The following is an 18,650-nucleotide window of genomic DNA, read 5'->3' as shown; positions in this document are numbered from 1 at the left end:
ACGCACGCGCATTTACGCTGAGGGGCACCATGAGTGACTACCTGCGCGACGGTGCCGCCATCTACCGTCAGTCCTTCGCCATCATCCGCTCCGAGGCCAACCTGTCGGCTTTTCCTCCCGATGTCGCGAACGTGGTGGTGCGGATGATCCACGGCTGCGGCCAGGTCGATCTGGCCGACGACGTGGTGGCCACCCCGGGTGTCGTCGCGGCGGCGCGGGCCGCACTGGAAGCCGGTGCCCCGATTCTGTGCGATGCGAACATGGTCGCCTCCGGTGTCACCCGGCGACGGCTGCCCGTGGACAACGACGTCTTATGCTTTCTTGGTGAGCCCGGTCTGGCGGAACTGGCTCAACGCCTGAATACCACCAGAACTGCTGCGGCGCTGGAGTATTGGAAACCACTGCTGGCCGGATCGGTGGTGGCGATCGGCAACGCACCCACCGCCCTGTTCGCTTTACTGGACCTGATCGACGCCGGAGCCGACAAGCCTGCCGCGATCGTCGGCGCCCCGGTCGGGTTCGTCGGTGCGGCCGAATCGTGTGAGGCTCTCGCCGCCCGCACTGATCTGGAGTTCCTCACTGTGCGTGGACGGCGTGGTGGTTCGGCGATCGTCGCCTCCGCGCTCAACGCCCTGGCCTCCACATCGGAGGTATGAGCGATGACCGCGAACGGCAAACTGTGGGGCGTCGGACTGGGCCCCGGGGACAGCGAACTGGTCACCATCAAAGCGGCGCGGCTGATCGGCGAGGCGCCGGTGATCGCGTATCACTGTGCGCGCCACGGCAACAGCATCGCCCGGTCGGTGGCGTCGCCTTATCTTCGGGACGGGCAGATCGAAGAGCGGTTGATGTATCCGGTGACCACCGAGACCACCGACCATCCGCGCGGCTACACCGGGGCGCTCGCCGACTTCTACACCGAGTCGGCCGCGCGGCTGGCCGAACACCTGCGCGCCGGGCGTGACGTGGTGCTGTTGGCCGAGGGCGATCCCCTGTTCTTCAGTTCCTACATGCACATGCACAAACGTCTGGTCGGCGAGTTCGACGCCGAGATCGTGCCCGGCGTGACCTCGGTGAGCGCGTCGTCGGCGGCGATGACGATCCCGCTGGTCGAGGGTGACGAAACGCTGACCGTAGTCCCCGGCACTCTGTCGCAGGAGGATCTGACGGCACGGTTCCGCGGCGCCGACGCGTTCGCGGTGATGAAACTGGGCCGCACCTTCACCACCGTGCGGGCCGCACTGGAGGCCGCGGGACGGCTCGACGAGGCCTGGTATGTCGAGCGGGCATCGACGTCGGCGCAGCGGGTGCTACCGGCGGCCGACGTGGATCCGGCTCAGGTGCCGTACTTTTCGATGATCGTAGTGCCAGGTGGACGCAACAACCCGTCCGCGGCGGGTGTGAGTGGTTCCGGTGAGGTCGTCGTCGTCGGTCTCGGTCCTGGCCGCGACAGCTGGACCACCCCGGAGGTCCGTGCCGAATTGGCCGCCGCCACCGACCTCGTCGGCTACACGACCTACCTCAAGCGACTCACCCCGCGACCGGGGCAACGCGTGCACGCGAGCGACAATCGCGTCGAATCCGAACGCGCCGAGTTCGCTCTCGCCCTGGCCCATCGGGGTGCGCGGGTGGCGGTGGTGTCCTCCGGCGATCCCGGGGTATTCGCCATGGCCACCGCGGTCGCGGAGGTTGCTTCCGAGCCAGCCTGGCAGGACGTGCCGGTGCGGGTGGTGCCCGGCGTCACGGCCGCGACAGCGGTCGCGGCCGCGGTCGGTGCCCCGCTCGGCCATGACTTCGCGGTCATCTCCCTGTCGGACCGGCTCAAGCCGTGGGAGGTGATCTGCGAACGCATCCGCCACGCGATCGCCGCGGACCTGGTCATCGCGATCTACAACCCGGGCTCGGCGAGCCGATCCTGGCAGGTACCCGCCCTCAAAGAGCTACTCCTCCAGTCGGTGTCACCCGAGCGTGTGCTCATACTGGGACGCGATGTGGGCGGTCCGGAGCAGTCCTTACACACCACCACCGTAGGCGATCTGGATCCGTCGGTCGTCGACATGCGCACCCTGCTCATCATCGGATCATCGGCAACAACAGCAGCATCCCGCCCCGCCGGCAACCTGGTCTTCACCCCCCGCCGCCACCCGGCCACCTGAGACACTCCGAACCCAGAAAATTTCCGGCGGAATAGCGGGCGGCCAATCTGCCAGAAAATCGTGCGAGACGGCTATCGGATCGCTTGCTCGACGGCGCTGAGCAGGTCCGACGGTGCGGTGAGGTCGACGGCGTGGCCGTTGATCTGGACGGTTGGGGTGGCCTGGACATCGGTGAGTGCGTCGCGTGTGCCGGCGCTCACCCAGTCGGCGTACGTGTTTGCGGTGATGCACCCTTGCACGTCGGTCGATCCAGCGTCGAGTGCCAGGGAGGCAAGCTTGGCGTCGTCGTGGCCCGCCCCGCCCTCGGCGGGCTGCTGGTCGTACAGCATCGCGTGATAGCGCAGCCAGGTCGACCAGTCGCCACCTGTCGCAGTCGCCTCTGCCACACACGCCGACGCATTGGTGGCCCGCGACGAGTACCTGTTGGTGGACGCACCGTCGAGGAACGAAATCATCCGATACTCGACGATCACATCGGGGTTGGCGCGCAGGGTGGTCAGTGCGTCACCGAACATGATCTCGAACTGTTTGCACGCCGGGCACTGCAGATCCTCGAACACCGTCACCACCACCCGGTTGTCTATGTCGTGGGCGCTGGGCGGTGCGACGCGAAGACCGTAGCCGGTCGCCACGGACGGCACACCCTCCACCTTCAACGGCGCCGATCGCGCATTCGCCGGGGCGGCAGCCGTCGGCTCACCAGACACACGTGTCACCATCGGGTAGGCCACCGCACCGGCCACGACGACCACCACCAGCGCCACCGCAACGATCACACCGATCGCACCCGCGGTACGAGACGGTTTCGGTGCCGAACCCGGCCCGGACCCGAACGGTTCGCCCGGCGCGGGCTGATACTGAACCGGATGCTGTGGTGGCAGGTACTGTGGCGAACTCATCGCTGCTCAAAGTAACAGGGGCGCAATCTCGTCACTGCGTATCGTGACGAATTCGATGACCAGGCTGGGTGGAGCTCCGCCACGAGGCATCAACCGAAAGGACGATCACCAGCTCCAGGGCGGAACTGCGCCGGCAATCGGAGAGTCGATCTCGCCGGACTCACCTCCACTCCCAGTCAATCTGGTCAAGGTCGTCCGTCGGGTATCCGTGGTGCTCGACAAGATGCTCGAGCGTGAATGACCGGTCCTCCGGGCTGATGAGGCGAGCAAGAGGCTCATCAATCACTTCGAGTACGTCCCGGATTGCGTTGTTCACGTGCCGAACTCGTGTCAGGCCGAGCCAGACGATCTTCGGTGCCTCCAGGATTCCATCGGTGTGCTGTAAACACCTTTCGACCTCCCTGCGGTAGGCCAGCAGTGTGCGGAAGAGCGATGGAAGTCCATTGAACTCTTCGGGTTGCAGCGGAGCGAAGGTCGCACGCACCGATCCGTCGACGAGACTGGTGCTGAATTTTCCGACGGAATTGTCATTCATATCCACCAGTTCGGGAATTAAGGCAGCGTACAGTGGGTCGGCCGCATCGATAAAGTAGCCCGACGAAAACATCTCAGGGTCCTCCGGCAGGCCAAACGCCGCGAGTAGGGCACGGAATCGACGGAACCGGATGAGACGGGGCGGATTGCTTGCCAATCCCTTCTCCGTCCACGTGCGCAGATCTGATTGGAGTCCTTTCAGGTCGAGGTAGACGGCAAGCAGATCTCGTGAGGTGAAGGCTCGCGCGGATGTCGGGTTGGTCATTGTGGTCTCCTTTCGACAGGAAATGAGTACCACTGGGGTCTGACATCGACGCGACACCAAAGCAGATGTGAGGACGATGTGGTCAGTCATCGCTGCACTGGACCGTGCAGTTGTCATCGCAGACCGAGACGAACTGGTGGACATAATGAACGCATCCGAACAGTCAGAATGGTGTGCAGATCCTCATGGGTTCAATATGCGCGACGTTGCCACTCTGAAACCTATGGTCCGGGCACAGGAGACCAAGTACTCGACCGCAGCCCGAAAGTTCCGGGAGCGAAACGATCACGTTGGACTTGTGCGGTTGTTTCGGGCATATCTGGACCACCGAGTTCGCGCTGGCCGACGCTTCGCAAGAGCTTTGAGATGTGGCGGAATCTACCCTTCTGGTCCAAACGATTCGGCGACCGTTGACCTTGGCACGTCAATCGACATTCCTGAAGCACCAGGTGAAGGCGTCCGTGGCGGTGTCGACGACGAATTTCATCTGGGGTTCGGTGGGTCGGTCGACGACGACGATGTCGATGTCGAGTTGGCCTGCGACGTCGAGTTTGGCTCGGGTGAGCGCTCCGCCGCTGTTCTTGGTGACGAGGACGTCGATGTGGTGGTCGGTGAGCAGCTGCCGTTCGGAGTCGGCGTCGTAGGGGCCGCGGGAGCGCAGGATCTCGTGGCGTGGCGGCAACGGTCCGGTGGGGGCGTCGACGACGCGGATCAGGAATGACGCACTGTCGATGCCGGCGAACGCCGAGGCGTCTTGGCGGCCGGTGGTGAGCAGTATCTGATCGCGGCCACCGGTTGTGGTGAGTTGCGAAACCAGTTGGGCTGCTGCCTCGATCGAGGCGACGTGGTGCCAGCGGTCACCGCCCGGGAAGTCGGCGGGGTCCCACGCGGGCCGGCGTAAGCGCAGCAGTGGCACTCCGGCGCGACGGGTTGCTTCGGCGGAATGGTGGGTGATGGTGGCGGCGAACGGGTGGGTTGCGTCCACCACGGCCTGGATGTTGTTGTCACGCAACCAGTTCGTCAGACCCGTCACCCCGTCGCCGGAGGCGTACTGGCCGAATCCGCCGATACGAACCTCCCCTACCGGCAGCCGGGGTTGTGCGACACGACCCGCCAGTGAGGTGATTACCTCGATCCCGGCATCGTGCAGGAGGCCTGCCAGTTCGCGGCCCTCTCCGGTACCGCCCAGAATCAGGATCGCGTTCACGGGTGGTTCCGAAGCTTGGACATACGGGCGGCCGAATACAGATAACTGTCGGTAATCGTGTGTACCCCTTGCGGTTCCAGGACACGCCCGACGAAGATGACGGCCGTCTTGGTGATGGACGCAGCCGCGAGCGCATCGGGTAGCGCGGCGAGTGGGCACCGAACCACCTGTTCGTCGGCGCGGCTCGCGAATGCGACCGTGGCCGTCGGGCAGTCGGCACCGTAGTGAGGGGCGAGGGCGCCGACGATCTCCTGTGCACGATGCGCCGCCAGATGCAGAGCGAGGGTGACGCCGGCTGCGGCGAGTTCGGGCAGCGTCTCGCCCGGCGGCATGTCGGTGGACAGCGTCGACACCCGGGTGATGAGCAGGCTTTGTCCCACCCCCGGCACGGTCAGCTCGGAGCCGAGGGCGGCGGCCGCCGCCGCGAATGCCGGTACGCCGGGCACGATCTCGGTGACGACGCCCCGTTCGGATAGTAGGCGTTGCTGTTCCGTCATCGCCGAGTACAGGGACAGATCGCCCGAGTGCAGCCGGGCGACGTCGTGACGGGCGGCGTCGGCGGTCGTGATGACATCGATGATCGCATCGAGCGGCATGCGCGCGGTGTCGACGAGGTTCGCGCCGTCCGGGCACAGCTCCAGCATCTCTTGCGGCACAAGGGAACCCGCGTAGACGCACGTGCGGCAATTGCCGAGGACCCGGGCACCGCGCACGGTGATCAGGTCGGCGGCGCCGGGGCCGGCGCCGATGAAGTAGACGGTCACCGCTGCTGCTCCTGACTCTTGTCCGCTGCCCACTGCACGATCGGGAGTGCGGGCCGCCACGTGGTCAGCGACCCCAGCGGCGCGGCCGTTTCGATGCTGAAGCGGCGCAGCGTGCCCCCGTGTTGCGCCGCAGCCCCCGTGAGCAGGTTCTGTGATTCGATGGCCACACCGTTGGCCACCAGTCGTCCACCCGGAGTCAGTGCGTCCCAGCACTGTTCGAGGACCTGCTCGGACAAACCGCCGCCGATGAACACGGCGTCGGGTGTGCCGTGCCCGGCGAAGGCCTCCGGGGCCTTCCCCGCGACCCGCAAGCGGTGGGCGACTCCGTGCCGGACGGCGTTACGGGCCAGGCGTTCTGCCCGCACCGGATGGGCTTCGAAGGCGACCGCGCGGCCGTCGGCATCGGCTCGCAGCCATTCGATGGCGACGCTGCCGGACCCGCCGCCCACATCCCACAGCAATTGGGTGCCGCCGGGACGCAACGCGCACACGGTCAGCGCGCGCACCGGTTCCTTGGTGAGCTGGCCGTCGTTCTCGTACTCGTCGTCGGGCAGGCCAGGGGTGGCCGGCCGGCGTGGTCCGCGGCAGTCGACGGCAACAATATTGAGCGGATTCACGTCGGTGATGTCGCAGTCGGCGCCGACGATTCGTTCGGCGGATCCGCCGAGGCGTTCCAGGATCCTCACCTGCGAGTCACCGAATCCGTTGTCCCGCAATATGGTCAATACCTGTGACGGTGTGTGCTCGTCGCGGCTGAGGATCAGGATCCGGCGACCGCCGGACAGGTGCGCCGCGATCGCTTCCGGCGGCGCGGTGACGGCGCTGACGATGCTGGTGCCGGCCAGGTCCCAGCCGAGCCGCGCACACGCCAGTGACGCGCTCGACACATGCGGCAGCACGGTGACCCGTTCGGCGCCGACCTTCCGCACGATCGACGCTCCCACGCCGTGGAACATCGGATCGCCGCTGGCCAACACGTGCACCACCGGCGACGGCGGAGCGTCGAGAACCTCGGCCAGGTGCCCGGACATCGGCGATCTCCACGGGCGTAGACGGGCACCGTCGACGTCAGCGCTGATCAGTGTCAGCTGCCGGGGCGAACCGTAGACGGCATCGGCGTGCGCCAGGGTGTCACGGGCCGCGCCGCTCAGACCCGCCCACCCGTCCTCCCCGATGCCTACGACGACGAATCGTGTTGCCGTCACCTGGGCAGTCTCCGCCAGATGGCGCGTGGCAGCAGACGCATACCGAAGAACATCGGCCGAAGCGCCCACGGAATCCACACCTCGCCCTTCCCGCGCCGGTACGCCCGAACCACCGCGTCGGCGACGGTATCGGCCGTGACCGACAGCGGCGCTGGTGTGGTGCCCGCGGCCATCAGATCCTTGGTCATCGCCCCGATCACAAACCCCGGCCTGGTCAGCAAGAGCCGAACACCGCTGCCGTGCAACGCATCTGCGAGGCCACTGGCGAAGCCGTCGAGGCCGGCCTTGGTGGAGCCGTACACATAGTTCGCCCGCCGCACCCGGATACCGGCGACGGACGAGAACACGATGATGGTGCCCGACCCCTGCGCCCGCAGCGCCGTGGCGAGCGGGGTGAGCACACTGATCTGCGCCACATAGTCGGTGTGTGCGATCTGCAGGGCGTGTGCGACATCGGTTTCGGCACGCTGCTGGTCGCCGAGGATCCCGAACGCCACCACCGCGACCGGGATCGGTCCGTGATCGGCGACCAGTTGACTGACCAGTTCGGTGTGCGAGCCGGTGTCGTTCGCGTCGAAGGCGACGGTCACCACCTGCGCGGCGCCGGCGGCTTCCAGTCGTGCGCGCTGGTCGGCCAGGTCGTCGGGGCGGCGCGCGGCCAGCACGACGGTGCGGCCGGCGGCGAGCCGTTCGGCCACGGCCACACCGATCTCACTGCGCCCGCCGAACACCACCACCGAACCGGGACTGTCAGCCATGCCGACCAGTATTCCACCCCGCCCTCCTCGCGCCCGATCGCCTCAGTCGCTCCCCTAGGCTGTGGCGCATGGCCCGAACCCCGGAAGCACTCAACGACGCCGCCCTCGAGTTCCTCACCGAACGCCACCTCGCGACCCTCGCCACCACCCGGCCCACCGGCACTCCGCACGTGGTCGCGGTCGGTTTCACCTACGACCGGGACACCCGGATCGCGCGCGTCATCACCGTCGACGGCAGCCAGAAGGTGCGCAACGTCGAACGCGGCGGTTACGCCGCCGTCACCCATGTCGACGGCCCGCGCTGGCTCACCCTGGAGGGGTCTGCGGTGGTGAGCCGGGAACGGCTGCGGGTCGCCGACGCCGAGGACCGGTACGCCCGCCGCTACCGGCAGCCAAAGGAGAATCCGCGCCGGGTGGTCATCGAGATCACCGTGACCCGGGCCATGGGGTCGGCAAGCCTATTCGGCTGACAGGTTCACCAGGTGATGGGGACGGTTGTTGACCGCCTCGCATCCGTCCTCGGTGATCACCACGATGTCCTCGATGCGGGCACCTCAGCAGCCCGAAAGTACGCGCCCGGTTCGATACTGAACGCCACACCTGGTCGCAGGGCAAAACAGGGCAGCGGTGCCGTGATAGCCCGGGCCGATCAACGTACAGGCAAACGCCGAATCCGGACCCGGTCGTCAGTGAAGACGACGATCGCGCCCACGTCGATATCGGCTGCGATATCTGCCAGGTGGGCGATCAGTGTGCCGGCCTGGTGCTGCGCGCGGCGATCGGTTTGCCGAAAGAGGATAAGGCTGGGTAGTGCTGCACCTGACCGCGCCAGCAACTCTCCGAAATCCGTATCGGCCGAAACCAAGGTCCTGCCCGAGTGGCGTGCGGTTTCAAGCACCTCGTCGTCGACATGTCCGAGGAGTCCCAGGTCGCGTACATGCACAACGTCGTGGCCGTCCTCGCTGAGAAGTGCGGCGAGACGGTCGCTCAGACATTCGTCGAGGAGGAACCTCACGCTGGGACGCGGAGGGGAAGCTGACGCTCGGAAATGGCGGAAGCGGCAAATGCCAGCGCAGCGCGAACGTCATCAACGGTAAGCTGAGGGAAGTCGGTGATCACGTCGTCGATTGGCGCGCCCTGTGCGATCAGGCCGACCACAGTCGCAGCGGGGATCCGCGTGCCGCGAATACACGGAACACCACCCATGATCTGGTGGTCCGCGATGATCCGATTGTGCTCAGCCATAGTGTCAGTGTAAGTCGCGTACGTGGGAACCGCGATGACTTATCTGCCGCGCTTCGCCAGTATCGGGTCGGGATTCTCCTCGGGAGGCGAGCCTACTCGGCTGACAGGTTCACGAGGTGGTGCGGGCGGGCATTGACCGCTTCGCACCCGTCGTCGGTGACGATGACGATGTCCTCGATCCGCGCGCCCCAGCGGCCGGAGAAGTACACACCCGGCTCGATGCTGAATGCCATCCCGGGCCGCAGAGTGATGTCGTTGCCGCCGACGATGTACGGCTCCTCATGCACCGACAACCCGATGCCGTGCCCAGTGCGGTGGATGAACTGCTCCCCCAGCCCATGTTCGACGAGGATGTCGCGGGCCACCGCGTCGACGCTTTCGGCACTGACCCCTGGTCGGGCCGCCTCGACCGCAGCCCGTTGAGCGCGTTCGAGGACCGCGTAGGCATCGGCGATGTCAGCCGGTGGTTCGGTGAAGCAGTACGTGCGCGTCGAGTCCGAGTTGTAGCCGGGCTCCACCGGACCCCCGATGTCGATGACGACGATGTCCTCGCGTTCGATCACCCGGTCGGAGAACTCGTGATGCGGGTCGGCCCCGTTCGGACCTGAACCGACGATGATGAACTCGGCCCCGGTGTGTCCTTCGGCGACGATCGCCTCCCGGATGTCGTCGGCCACTTCACGTTCGGTGCGGCCCGGTGTGAGCCATTCCCCCATCCGCGCATGCACCCGGTCGATCGCCGCCCCCGCCGCCCGCAGCGCGTCGATCTCGGCCGGGTCCTTGATCATCCGCAACTCCCGCAGCACCGCTGTCGCCAACGCCGGCGTGCCTCCGGTACGTTCGGCCAGCGGAATCACATGCAGCGCGGGCATCGCATCCGACACCGCGATCACCGGGTCGACCGGCAACGCCGCCAGCGCCAGCGCATAGGGGTCTTGCCCATCCACCCAATCGGCCACCTCGATATCGAGTTCACCGACCGCCGACTCCGCCAGCGACGCCAACTCCAGCCGTGCCACCACCAACCGCGGACTCCCCGCCGCCGGAATGACCAGCGCCGTCAACCGCTCAAAGGTGTTCGCGCGCGACCCGGTGAGATACCGCAGATCCGGGCCCGTCGACACGACGATCCCGTCGAGACCGGCATCGCCGGTCAGGACCGCTGCGCGGGCCAAGCGTTCGCGGTACACATCCGAGGAGAAGCGCTGCATGTGTCACAGGTTAGCCGTGCCCGTGTCGGGGAGGGCTATTCGCCGGACACATCCGGCGGGATACGAGACGCGGGACGTACTCCGTCATATCTCGATCGAAGTGAGACGTGACAGACTGGCGGGGTGACCGGATCAGTGATGCTTCTCGACGGCGCGAGCCTGTGGTTCCGTTCGTTCTATGCCCTGCCGGAGAAGATGACAGCGCCCGACGGGCGGCCGGTGAATGCGGTGCGCGGGTTCATCGACACGATCGCGTCGCTGGTTACGCGGGAGCAGCCGAGCCGGCTGGTGGTGTGCCTGGATCTCGATTGGCGGCCGAAGTTCCGGACCGATCTGATCCCGTCATACAAGGCGCATCGGGTGGCTGAACCGGCCGGCACCGAGTCCGGCGGCGACATCGAGGATGTGCCCGACACGCTCACCCCGCAGGTCACGATGATCCTAGACGTCCTCGCCGCGGCGGGGATCGCCACATCCGGCGCCGAGGGCTGTGAGGCCGACGACGTGATCGGGACGCTCGCCTTCGCCGAGGCCGACGATCCGGTGGTGGTGGTCAGCGGCGACCGGGACCTGTTGCAGGTGGTGGCCGACGATCCGGTGCCTGTGCGCGTGCTGTACGTGGGCCGAGGGCTGGCCAAGGCCGAAATGATGGGACCTGCAGAGGTGGCCGAGAAGTACGGGGTGCCAGTGGATCGGGCGGGCGTCGCGTACGCCGAGATGTCGATGCTGCGCGGCGACCCGTCCGACGGCCTGCCGGGGGTGACGGGCATCGGCGAGAAGACCGCCGCCAAGCTGATCACCGCGTTCGGCAACCTGGATGCTCTGGAAAAGGCTGCGCTGGAAGGTGATTCGTCGGTGCCCACCCGCAGCCGCAACGCGCTCGCCGCGGCGACCGACTATCTCGCCGCAGCCCGCGTGGTGGTGGCCGTGCGCACCGACGCCGACACCATCGACTCAAGCGATTCGGACATACTGCCGCACACACCCGCCGACCCCGACAGGCTCGCCGAACTCGGTGAGGAACTCGGGATCGGCGCTTCACTGGGTCGGCTCTCGAAGGCGCTCGGCTGGCCCGGATCCTGAACTACAGAAACCTGCCCACGGCCATCAGCCCGGGCGCGCCACCTCGTACTTGCCGTCGTTGTCGATGATGGTGATGGTCACCTGCTGCGCCTGGCCGCCGACCGTGACATCACAGCTGAACTTCTTGCCCGAGGACACCGACTGACCCGGAGGGCACGACACCTTCTCGACGTTGTCGATGCTGTAGTCGGTGCTCAGCACCTTCTTCACACCGTCCTCGACGGCGCTCTGCGAGAACGTCTTCGGGAACCAGCCGGGAAGCCACAGGCCGGTCACCAACACGATCGCGGCGATTGCCAGGATCGCGCCACCGACCAGTCCCAGAATTTTGGGCAGCTTCGATGACGAACCCGTCTGCTGCTGCATTGCATTGAACGGATCTGCCCCATACTGCGGAGTCCCCGGCAGTGGCTGCTGACCGAACTGACCGGGCTGCTGGCTGTACTGACCGTACTGATCTGGTTGCTGACCGAATGGAGCCGACTGCGGGCCGTAATCGGGCGCAGGCTGACTGAACTGCTGGCCCGGTGCGGCGTAGGGCTGGGCGGGCCGGCCGTACGCGGTCTGGCCGAACTGGCCGGGATCGCCGAAGCCGGGAGGACTCACCGGGGCCTGCGGCTGCTGACCGTATTGACCTGCCGCAGGCGGAGCGTAAGGATTGCCGGCACCAAAATCGTCAGGACCGGTTGCCGGGGCTCCATAAGCGGGTGCCACGTAGCCGGGCGGACCGTACGGTGAGCCCGCCGGCGGTGTCCCGTATGGCGGGACCTGGCCTGGAACACCGGCGCCCGGATCTCCGAAAGGCGCCGTGTTGCCCACCGTGGTCGCATCGCCGTCAGCACCGGGCAATCCCGATCCCGGTGATGTGTTCGGCCAGTTGGGATCGGTCATCAGTTTCCCCGCCTTCTCCCCGATCGTCACGACCGGGTACTTCGGTTTGCCAAGGTGGCACGCGTCGGCGTACCGGCTCTGTGCTGCGCCGACCCTGTTCCGGGGCGCAATGCTGCCCTGCACGTTACCGCAGCGACACACCCGGCAGCGCCGACGGTGTTCGGCGGTCCAACCGGGAACCTGATCAGCCCAGTTCGGCGGCGACCACACCCCGGCGGATCGACCCGACCGCGCGTGCTGCCGCCGTCGCCAGCGGAGCGTCGGGGCCCACGCCTATCCGGATCTGCTCCAGCAGATCGATCACCTGACGATTCCATCGTACGAAATCACCAGGCGACAGCAATTGACCGGCCAATCCCGCGGCAGCCAGCGAATCGGTCAGCGATCTGCCCGACGACCACAGCGATACCGCCACCGAGAACCCCGTATCGGGTTCGCGTGTCGCCGGAACACGGTGGCGCCGTTCGGTTTCGTTCAGTCGCTGCCACACCTGCACGGTCTCGGTCAGCGCCTCCCGCAGTCGCGGATTACCCGGCACCGAATCGACGTCCGAGGTGCCATCGCGTCGCGATTCGTATGCCATCGCCGATACGACCGCGGCGAGATCACTGTGCGAGAGCCCCTCCCACACACCGGCGCGGATGCACTCGGTGACCAGCAGATCGCTTTCGCTGTAGATCCGGCTCAACAGTCGCCCGGCATCCTCCACCTCGACGGTGTCGCCAGTGCGCCTGACGTATCCGAGTTCGGCCAGCACGTCCACAATCCGGCCGAATGTGACACCTAAAGTGGATGTGCGAGAGGTGATCTCGCGTTCAGCGCTGACGATCTCACGTAGCAACCGATTACGCTGCTCGGCCAGCCGGAACAGCTGATCCCCGGGATCGAGACGATGTGCGGGATGCGCCCGCAACGCCGTCCGCAATCGTTTGAGTTCGGCGTCGTCGGCGGCCGGTGCGCGTTTGTTGCCGCGTCCACGCGGCATCTCGATGCCGGTTGCCCGCAGCGCCGACGCCAGATCACGCCGGCCACGTCCGGTACCGCGGTCGGGGTGCCGGGGCAGACGCATGTTGCCCAGTACCTGTGGTGGGTTGACGAAGTCACGTGCGTCGATCCTGCCGCACCATGCATCCTCCACCAGCACAAGAGGTTTCGGATCAGAGGTGTGGGCGGCCGGCTCCAGGACCACGGCCAGACCACGATGGCGGCGGCTCTGCAGACCGATCACGTGACCCTTCTTCAGGGCACCCAGATCGTCGACGATCGACTGTGTGTTCTCCACCCGGCGATGAAACTTCAGATCCCGCTCGCGGCGGCGAATATCCTCGCGCAGATCGATATAAGAGAGAAAACCACTCGCCGACTCGGTGCCGTCCTGATCGACGCCGCGTTCGGCGGCCAGCTGCGACAATTGCGCGTCGGTCTTGCGCAGCCGCAACCGCGCGTCGTCGAGCTTGCGGGCCTGACCGACCACCGACCTGTCCGCCTGGAACTGGGCGAACGAGCGATGCAGGAGCTCCTGGGCCCCGCTCAGCCCCATCCGGCCCAGCAGATTGACCGCCATGTTGTATTCGGGTGCGAACGAACTGCGCAACGGGAAGGTGCGTGCCCCGGCCAGGCCGGCGAGCTGTTCCGGTACCACCTCGGGCGTCCAGAGCACGATCGCGTGCCCCTCGGTGTCGATGCCACGGCGTCCTGCCCGGCCGGTGAGCTGGGTGAACTCACCGGGAGTCAGATCGACGTGTGCCTCACCGTTGTACTTGACGAGCCGTTCGAGCACCACCGAACGAGCGGGCATGTTGATACCGAGAGCGAGAGTCTCGGTAGCGAACACCACCTTCACCAGACCGTTGACGAACAGTTCCTCCACCGCGTGCCGGAACGTGGGCAGCAGCCCCGCGTGGTGGGCGGCGAAACCACGCCGCAGGCCGGCCCGCCACTGCTCCACACCCAGGACTTCGGCATCCGCGGGCGCGATGTCGGTCACGTGCCTGTCGACGATCTCATCGACCCTGGCCGCCTCGTGCGGTTCGAGCAGCGACAACCGTGACCGCTGACACTGAGCCAGTGCCCCGTCGCAGCCCTTGCGGGAGAAGATGAACATGATCGCGGGCAACAGCCCGTCGCGGTCCAGGCTCGCCACGACATCGGGCCGCGATGCGCGTGGTGCGCCACCGCGGTGTCCTCTGCCCCGGCCGCGGCCGCGCGAGTCGGAGAACCGGTCGTCGGCGGTGAGCATCTTGTGCCTGATGTAGCGCTTGAGATCGGCATTGACCTCCCGCGCACTCCTCTTCGCCACACCATGGGCCGACCTTTCGTACAGGTCGAACATGCGGTTGCCGACCAGCACATGCTGGGACAGCGGCACCGGACGGTGCTCGTCGACGATGACGGTGGTGTCGCCGCGCACGGTCTTGATCCAATCGCCGAACTCCTCGGCGTTCGATACGGTGGCCGACAGACTCACCACGCGTACCGCGGGATCCAGGTGCAGGATCACCTCTTCCCACACCGCACCACGGAACCGGTCGGCCAGGAAATGCACCTCGTCCATCACCACATACGACAGACCGGCCAGCGCCGACGAACCCGCGTAGATCATGTTGCGGACAACCTCGGTGGTCATCACCACCACCGGCGCGCCCGGATTGATCGCGACATCACCGGTCAGCAGGCCCACCGAAGCAGCACCGTGCACGGCGACCAGGTCGGCATACTTCTGATTGCTCAGCGCCTTGATCGGTGTGGTGTAAAAGCATTTTGTGCCGGCCGCCAGCGCCAGGTGCACCGCGAACTCCCCGACGATCGTCTTGCCCGCACCCGTCGGGGCGCACACCAGAACACCGTGTCCGGCCTCCAATGCGACACATGCACGAGATTGGAACGGGTCGAGAGCGAAACTCAGGCCCGCAGTGAACGTGGCGAGCTGCGGACCAAGTCGGTCGGCGGGGCGGTGCCCGTCCCCAGGATGGAGACCACCGCCCGTGTGGTCAGCGGAGCGTTCGTCGTTGTCCGGATTCATTTCCCGTCGCTTCGCTCGCCCCTGCACCCTCATAGAATGTCATCGAATGCCTTCGCCGGTGTGACCGCCGACGCGTGCGGCGCTGATGTCGGCTCGGGTAGCGTACTGGCCTCGTTGTCGGCGAGCTGTTCGGTGCGTGCTGACTTCCTCGCCTTACGCCGGTCGGAGACCCGTGCTACCTGGATCGCGACCTCCTGCAACACAGTCAGCGCCAGTGCGAGTGCAAGCATCGTGAACGGATCCGAGCCCGGGGTGACGATCGCGGCGAACACGAACATCACCAGGATCAGTCCACGCCGCCACGACTTGAGGCGCGCATAGCTCAGTACCCCGATCAGGTTCAGCGCGACGATCAGCAGCGGCAACTCGAAACTCACCCCGAATACGATCAGCAATCGCAGGATGAAGTTGAAATACTGGTCGCCGGCCAGGGCAGTGATCTGTACATCGCTGCCCACCGTGAGCAGGAAGTGGAACGCCTTGGCCACCACCAGATATGCGAGGACCGCGCCGGCCACGAACAGCACCGCGGCACACGACACGAACGACATTGCGTAGCGTCGCTCATTCTTCATCAGCGCCGGGGTGATGAACTGCCACACCTGATACAGCCAGATCGGGCATGCCAGGACCACACCGGCGGTCAAACCCACCTGAAGGCGCAACATGAACTGGTCGAACGGGCCCGTGGCCAACAGCCGGCACTCCCCGTCCGCCGACAGCGCCGCCCGCGTCTCCGGCGGCAGGTCGCAGTACGGTCCGCGCAGCAGCTCACCGAGAGACTCCAGCCCCAAGAACGACGTGCTGTACCAGATGAAACCGATGATGGTCGTGACGACGATCGCGACCAACGAGATGATCACCCGGGACCGCAACTCATACAGGTGCTCGACCAACGACATTGTGCCGTCGGGATTGACCTTACGTTTGCGCTTCTTCGGGTCGAAGGGAATACGCACCGGCTACCCGAGCCGGTCAGGCGGACTTTTTGACGTCATCCACCGTCGGCGCGGAGCTTGGATCGGCCGGTTTGGCCGGGAGTTCGCGCGTCGCCTCCGGCACTGCCTTTTTGCCGTCGTTCTGCATCTCGGACATCTCGCTCTTGAAGATGCGCAACGACTGCCCGAGTCCGCGTGCCGCCTCGGGCAGCTTCTTGGAACCGAAGAGAACAATGACCACGATCGCGACGATCGCCCAGTGCCACCACGACATAGCGCCCATGACGCCCAACCTCCCAGGTAGTTACCCGGCCATGCTACCCGAACACCGGTTACGCGTATCTCGCGCGAGCAGCGGCGGCCAGATCCGCCATCGCCGCGGTGACCGCGTCGGCCGTGGCCGGAGGGGGTGGGCCGGCCACCGGCGACTCGATCCGGACCAGGCGGACGTCGCCACCGAACCCGAGCAGGAAACGGGTCAGCCAGTTGACGGAACCGAACACGAGCCGCGCACGGACCGGCCGATCCTTCGTATCGGCGGCGAGAACGTCGTCGATGGGTTCGGCCGACGAGTAGTCGAGAATCCACAGCGCCTCGTGGTCGATCTCGATCACTGCCACCGGCAGATCGGGATTCTGGCTCAGGACCGGGGATACCGCCGCCGACTCGGGATCGGCACGCGGACGGGACGGTTCATCGAGCGCCTCGGCCTCATCGACCCTGTCGAACCGGAACAGTCTGCGGTCCTCGGCTTCGCGGCACCACGCCTCCAGGTACATGGCGTTGTCGACGACCTTGACCGCGATCGGGTCGACGGTCCGGGTACTGGTGGTGTCACTCGTCGCGGTGTAGTACTTCAGCCTCAGCGCGCGCTGATCGCGCACTGCGGACTTGATCGTCGCGTATGTCGAGTCCGCGTCATCGGGCCGAGCGGTGTCGACGGCGGCGGCCACTCCTGTCACCCGGGCACCCACCGCGTTCTCGATCTTCGCGATCGCCCGATCGACCGCCGCCGAATCCACCAGTCCCGGCGTCTTCACCAACTGCCGTAACGCCACCAGCAACGGTGTGGCCTCTGCGCGGGTCAGGCGCAGCGGTCTGTCCATTCCCGCCGAGAAGCCGACGCGCACGGTGCCCTGCCGGAACTCGACCTCTACCAGATCCTTCGGGTCGTCGTAGAACGGGAAATTCAGCTCGATCAGGTCGCCGCCGTACCCTCCGGGCAGACCGCACACGAACAACAGATTCAGGTCCGCGTACAACTCACGCTCGGTGACGCCCAGATCGGCCATCGCCTGCGAGATCTGGATACCGTCGCGCGCCTGGAAGTACGGCACGATCGCCAGCAACCTGCTCAAACGCGAAGGTTTCGGAGTCATCGTGCGGTCACATTCCCCGTCGCTGCGCTCGCCCCGGTCACATTCCCCGTCGCTGCGCTCGCCCCGGTCACATTCCCCGTCGCTGCGCTCGCCCCGGTCACCTCGATCAGGTTGTCGAGGGCACTGATCACCATGTCCCGCAAGGCAGGTGGATCAAGAACCACCGCGTCGGCCCCGGCGCCGAGAATCACCCGCACCACCGACGACATGTAGCGCACCTCGATCTCCAGCAGATCGCCGGCCTCCTCACCCAACCGCTGGGGCGTCACCCGCCGAGCCATCCGGCGCACACCGTTCGCCCGCCCCCGCGCAGCCCACACATGAGCGATGATCTCGGTCGTACCGACGGCGGTGTCGACGGTGTCGGCAACGACCTGTTGTAGGTCGATACCGTCGGGAATCGTCACCGAGCCGTCCTTGCCGATCGACACCACATCGGCCAACCGCGACAACCGGAACGTCCTTGTCTCCTCACGCGTGCGATCGTGGCCGACCACATACCAGTGGCCACGATGGGTGACCACACCCCACGGCTCGAGCGTCCGCGTGACAGGTGCCGCGGTGGTGCCGGCACGGTAGACGAAGGTGACCGCGCGACCGGTGTCGATCGCCCGAACCAGCGCCGCCAGCACCGGTTCGGCACCCGCGGAACGCCCTTCGGGGGTTTCGATACCGGCGAACGCATCACCGGGCAGATCAATCCCGGCGGCCCCGAGCTTGAGCATCGCCGTCCGCGACAGTGTCGCCATCTCGGGCATCTCCCAGAACGCGGCCGCCATCGCCACCGCCGCGGACTCCTGCTCGTCGAGCGCGATCTCGGGAAGCTCATAGCTGGCCGGGTCGATCCGGTAACCCTCGTCACCCTCGGCGGTCAGACCCGTGATCACCGGTATCCCGGCATCACGAAGCTCTTTCTTGTCACGCTCGAGCTGCCGTTTGAACGACAGATCGGTCTTCGACTCCGCATACCCGTTCACATTCGCGCGAATATACTCAGCGGTAACGAACCTTGGTGTATGGAGTAAACAGATCACCAGATTCAGGACTCGCTCGTCCTTCGTGATCTTCGATGTGGCCACCCGAGAAACCCTAC

Annotated in this window: 19 protein-coding genes and 1 pseudogene; 4 read left to right on the top strand and 16 right to left on the bottom strand. The window is 66.2% G+C overall.

The annotated features are described in order from the left end of the window. The first annotated feature begins 29 nt into the window (after positions 1 to 29). Together Q0627_RS09390 and Q0627_RS09385 are read left to right on the top strand one after the other, a co-directional pair. The gene (locus Q0627_RS09390; protein WP_291013365.1) at positions 30 to 656 is read left to right on the top strand and encodes a precorrin-8X methylmutase; all 627 of its coding nucleotides are present in this window, start codon (positions 30 to 32) and stop codon (positions 654 to 656) included. A 3-nt stretch (positions 657 to 659) separates the two neighbouring features. Further along, positions 660 to 2,156, top strand: coding sequence for a precorrin-2 C(20)-methyltransferase (locus Q0627_RS09385; RefSeq protein ID WP_291013367.1), 1,497 nt, complete (start codon positions 660 to 662; stop codon positions 2,154 to 2,156). 71 nt (positions 2,157 to 2,227) lie between these two features. Here Q0627_RS09385 and Q0627_RS09380 read toward each other — a convergent pair whose 3' ends face one another. The 6 genes from Q0627_RS09380 to Q0627_RS09355 form a co-directional block, all read right to left on the bottom strand. After that, a complete protein-coding gene (locus Q0627_RS09380) occupies positions 2,228 to 3,055 on the bottom strand; it encodes a thioredoxin domain-containing protein (RefSeq protein ID WP_291013370.1) in 828 nt (275 codons plus the stop codon). Positions 3,056 to 3,215: 160 nt separating this feature from the next. Beyond that, entirely contained in the window at positions 3,216 to 3,854 is a 639-nt protein-coding gene (locus Q0627_RS09375; RefSeq protein WP_291013372.1) for a hypothetical protein, read from the bottom strand. Between the two features lie 424 nt (positions 3,855 to 4,278). Further along, entirely contained in the window at positions 4,279 to 5,061 is a 783-nt protein-coding gene (locus Q0627_RS09370) for a cobalt-precorrin-6A reductase (RefSeq protein WP_291013374.1), read from the bottom strand. Beyond that, positions 5,058 to 5,825 carry a cobalt-precorrin-4/precorrin-4 C(11)-methyltransferase gene (locus Q0627_RS09365; RefSeq protein WP_291013377.1) on the bottom strand — a complete coding sequence of 256 codons (768 nt, stop codon included), beginning with the start codon at positions 5,823 to 5,825 and terminating at the stop codon, positions 5,058 to 5,060. Before Q0627_RS09365 ends, Q0627_RS09370 begins: the two co-directional genes overlap by 4 nt. Then, positions 5,822 to 7,030 carry a precorrin-6y C5,15-methyltransferase (decarboxylating) subunit CbiE gene (cbiE, locus tag Q0627_RS09360; RefSeq protein ID WP_291013380.1) on the bottom strand — a complete coding sequence of 403 codons (1,209 nt, stop codon included), beginning with the start codon at positions 7,028 to 7,030 and terminating at the stop codon, positions 5,822 to 5,824. Before cbiE ends, Q0627_RS09365 begins: the two co-directional genes overlap by 4 nt. Further along, positions 7,027 to 7,788, bottom strand: a complete 762-nt coding sequence (locus Q0627_RS09355; protein WP_291013383.1) for an SDR family NAD(P)-dependent oxidoreductase — start codon at positions 7,786 to 7,788, stop codon at positions 7,027 to 7,029. The genes cbiE and Q0627_RS09355 overlap by 4 nt, the downstream gene beginning before the upstream one ends. A 68-nt stretch (positions 7,789 to 7,856) precedes the next feature. Between Q0627_RS09355 and Q0627_RS09350 the strand changes: the two genes are divergently transcribed. Next, complete coding sequence (locus Q0627_RS09350; protein WP_291013386.1) at positions 7,857 to 8,258, top strand: TIGR03618 family F420-dependent PPOX class oxidoreductase; 402 nt, start codon at positions 7,857 to 7,859, stop codon at positions 8,256 to 8,258. Here the strand turns inward: Q0627_RS09350 and Q0627_RS09345 are convergent. The 4 genes and pseudogenes from Q0627_RS09345 to Q0627_RS09330 all read right to left on the bottom strand — a co-directional run. After that, positions 8,247 to 8,398 (bottom strand): annotated as a pseudogene (locus tag Q0627_RS09345) (M24 family metallopeptidase); the annotation flags it as partial. The gene Q0627_RS09350 and the pseudogene Q0627_RS09345 sit on opposite strands and share 12 nt — an antisense overlap. A 39-nt stretch (positions 8,399 to 8,437) precedes the next feature. Next, the gene (locus Q0627_RS09340) at positions 8,438 to 8,803 is read right to left on the bottom strand and encodes a DUF5615 family PIN-like protein (protein ID WP_291013389.1); all 366 of its coding nucleotides are present in this window, start codon (positions 8,801 to 8,803) and stop codon (positions 8,438 to 8,440) included. Beyond that, complete coding sequence (locus Q0627_RS09335; RefSeq protein WP_291013392.1) at positions 8,800 to 9,033, bottom strand: DUF433 domain-containing protein; 234 nt, start codon at positions 9,031 to 9,033, stop codon at positions 8,800 to 8,802. Before Q0627_RS09335 ends, Q0627_RS09340 begins: the two co-directional genes overlap by 4 nt. Before the next feature lie 92 nt (positions 9,034 to 9,125). Beyond that, the gene (locus Q0627_RS09330; RefSeq protein WP_291013394.1) at positions 9,126 to 10,244 is read right to left on the bottom strand and encodes a Xaa-Pro peptidase family protein; all 1,119 of its coding nucleotides are present in this window, start codon (positions 10,242 to 10,244) and stop codon (positions 9,126 to 9,128) included. 138 nt (positions 10,245 to 10,382) lie between these two features. On the opposite strand from Q0627_RS09330, the gene Q0627_RS09325 reads away from it, so the two are divergent. After that, positions 10,383 to 11,327, top strand: a complete 945-nt coding sequence (locus Q0627_RS09325) for a 5'-3' exonuclease (protein WP_291013412.1) — start codon at positions 10,383 to 10,385, stop codon at positions 11,325 to 11,327. Between the two features lie 24 nt (positions 11,328 to 11,351). Here Q0627_RS09325 and Q0627_RS09320 read toward each other — a convergent pair whose 3' ends face one another. The 6 genes from Q0627_RS09320 to Q0627_RS09295 all read right to left on the bottom strand — a co-directional run bounded on the left by Q0627_RS09320 (position 11,352) and on the right by Q0627_RS09295 (position 18,636). Beyond that, positions 11,352 to 12,218, bottom strand: a complete 867-nt coding sequence (locus Q0627_RS09320) for a DUF4333 domain-containing protein (RefSeq protein WP_298809276.1) — start codon at positions 12,216 to 12,218, stop codon at positions 11,352 to 11,354. 184 nt (positions 12,219 to 12,402) lie between these two features. After that, positions 12,403 to 15,123, bottom strand: a complete 2,721-nt coding sequence (locus Q0627_RS09315) for an RNA helicase (RefSeq protein ID WP_291013414.1) — start codon at positions 15,121 to 15,123, stop codon at positions 12,403 to 12,405. Positions 15,124 to 15,269: 146 nt separating this feature from the next. Further along, a complete protein-coding gene (tatC, locus tag Q0627_RS09310) occupies positions 15,270 to 16,199 on the bottom strand; it encodes a twin-arginine translocase subunit TatC (protein WP_291013400.1) in 930 nt (309 codons plus the stop codon). Positions 16,200 to 16,215: 16 nt separating this feature from the next. Then, a complete protein-coding gene (gene tatA, locus Q0627_RS09305) occupies positions 16,216 to 16,461 on the bottom strand; it encodes a Sec-independent protein translocase subunit TatA (protein ID WP_291013402.1) in 246 nt (81 codons plus the stop codon). A gap of 49 nt (positions 16,462 to 16,510) precedes the next feature. Then, a complete protein-coding gene (locus tag Q0627_RS09300; RefSeq protein ID WP_291013404.1) occupies positions 16,511 to 17,557 on the bottom strand; it encodes a YafY family protein in 1,047 nt (348 codons plus the stop codon). Continuing rightward, positions 17,554 to 18,636 carry a YafY family protein gene (locus Q0627_RS09295; protein ID WP_298809269.1) on the bottom strand — a complete coding sequence of 361 codons (1,083 nt, stop codon included), beginning with the start codon at positions 18,634 to 18,636 and terminating at the stop codon, positions 17,554 to 17,556. Before Q0627_RS09295 ends, Q0627_RS09300 begins: the two co-directional genes overlap by 4 nt. Positions 18,637 to 18,650: the final 14 nt, after the last annotated feature.

Source organism: uncultured Gordonia sp. (genome assembly GCF_937858515.1).
GTDB lineage: Bacteria > Actinomycetota > Actinomycetes > Mycobacteriales > Mycobacteriaceae > Gordonia.
Note: the sequence above shows the minus strand (reverse complement) of the source record. Positions and strands in the feature narration are given on the sequence as shown.

What these genes read in the sequence shown, in the direction of transcription:
- Q0627_RS09385 (WP_291013367.1), top strand. Translation starts at nt 660, where the DNA reads ATGACCGCGAACGGCAAACTGTGGGGCGTCGGACTGGGCCCCGGGGAC.
- Q0627_RS09320 (WP_298809276.1), bottom strand. Translation starts at nt 12,218, where the DNA reads ATGACCGATCCCAACTGGCCGAACACATCACCGGGATCGGGATTGCCC.
- Q0627_RS09390 (WP_291013365.1), top strand. Translation starts at nt 30, where the DNA reads ATGAGTGACTACCTGCGCGACGGTGCCGCCATCTACCGTCAGTCCTTC.
- Q0627_RS09335 (WP_291013392.1), bottom strand. Translation starts at nt 9,033, where the DNA reads ATGGCTGAGCACAATCGGATCATCGCGGACCACCAGATCATGGGTGGT.
- Q0627_RS09330 (WP_291013394.1), bottom strand. Translation starts at nt 10,244, where the DNA reads ATGCAGCGCTTCTCCTCGGATGTGTACCGCGAACGCTTGGCCCGCGCA.
- Q0627_RS09355 (WP_291013383.1), bottom strand. Translation starts at nt 7,788, where the DNA reads ATGGCTGACAGTCCCGGTTCGGTGGTGGTGTTCGGCGGGCGCAGTGAG.
- Q0627_RS09350 (WP_291013386.1), top strand. Translation starts at nt 7,857, where the DNA reads ATGGCCCGAACCCCGGAAGCACTCAACGACGCCGCCCTCGAGTTCCTC.
- tatA (WP_291013402.1), bottom strand. Translation starts at nt 16,461, where the DNA reads ATGGGCGCTATGTCGTGGTGGCACTGGGCGATCGTCGCGATCGTGGTC.
- Q0627_RS09300 (WP_291013404.1), bottom strand. Translation starts at nt 17,557, where the DNA reads ATGACTCCGAAACCTTCGCGTTTGAGCAGGTTGCTGGCGATCGTGCCG.
- Q0627_RS09375 (WP_291013372.1), bottom strand. Translation starts at nt 3,854, where the DNA reads ATGACCAACCCGACATCCGCGCGAGCCTTCACCTCACGAGATCTGCTT.
- Q0627_RS09325 (WP_291013412.1), top strand. Translation starts at nt 10,383, where the DNA reads ATGCTTCTCGACGGCGCGAGCCTGTGGTTCCGTTCGTTCTATGCCCTG.
- Q0627_RS09380 (WP_291013370.1), bottom strand. Translation starts at nt 3,055, where the DNA reads ATGAGTTCGCCACAGTACCTGCCACCACAGCATCCGGTTCAGTATCAG.